Source organism: Candidatus Cardinium sp. cBcalN2, assembly GCF_022810445.1.
GTDB lineage: Bacteria > Bacteroidota > Bacteroidia > Cytophagales > Amoebophilaceae > Cardinium.
In genome coordinates this window covers 1-481 of the sequence record NZ_JAACGD010000158.1, presented here as the reverse complement: position 1 = coordinate 481, position 481 = coordinate 1, and the positions used below count along the sequence as shown (strand labels likewise).

The 481-nt window shown below is 36.0% G+C and carries 1 protein-coding gene; it reads left to right on the top strand.

Annotated features, from left to right (window positions below; all coding sequences use genetic code 11):
* Positions 1 to 16 precede the first annotated feature (16 nt).
* Positions 17 to 388, top strand: coding sequence for a hypothetical protein (locus tag MUW74_RS04065; RefSeq protein WP_243553092.1), 372 nt, complete (start codon positions 17 to 19; stop codon positions 386 to 388).
* Positions 389 to 481 lie beyond the last annotated feature (93 nt).

Here is a 481-nt window from a genome sequence, read left to right as displayed (position 1 = left end):
TAAACATTAAATCTATATGCATAGAACTAAAGCAATACATAAACATTTTATATTTTCACAAGCAATATTACCAGCACTGGGTGCTGTTTTACTAACCACGCAAACTGCATGTAGCCAACTAGCTAACACGCTTCGTGGTGGTTGTCCTAGTAAATTAAATAAGGATAAGATTGTATACACCTTAAAAGAATCTGATCTTAATAGTGGTACTGGGGTAATGGCTAAGAAAAGTACCAACCGAACTACAGATCACCATGTAAAGCTTAAGCCTAAAAACCAATGCTATAATCCTGATACTGTGACTAAGATAGGCTCAAACAACTCGGACAATTGTGCAGATGCTACGAAAAAAATAGATAAGTTAGCAGAATACCTAAAATCGTTATAAGCAACTGTTAGATAGCGCTGCTTGCTTTTGCGGCTACACTATCGATTCAGCTCCATCAGACTAAAAAGAAAAAAAAGCCCTCAGTAAAAAGTT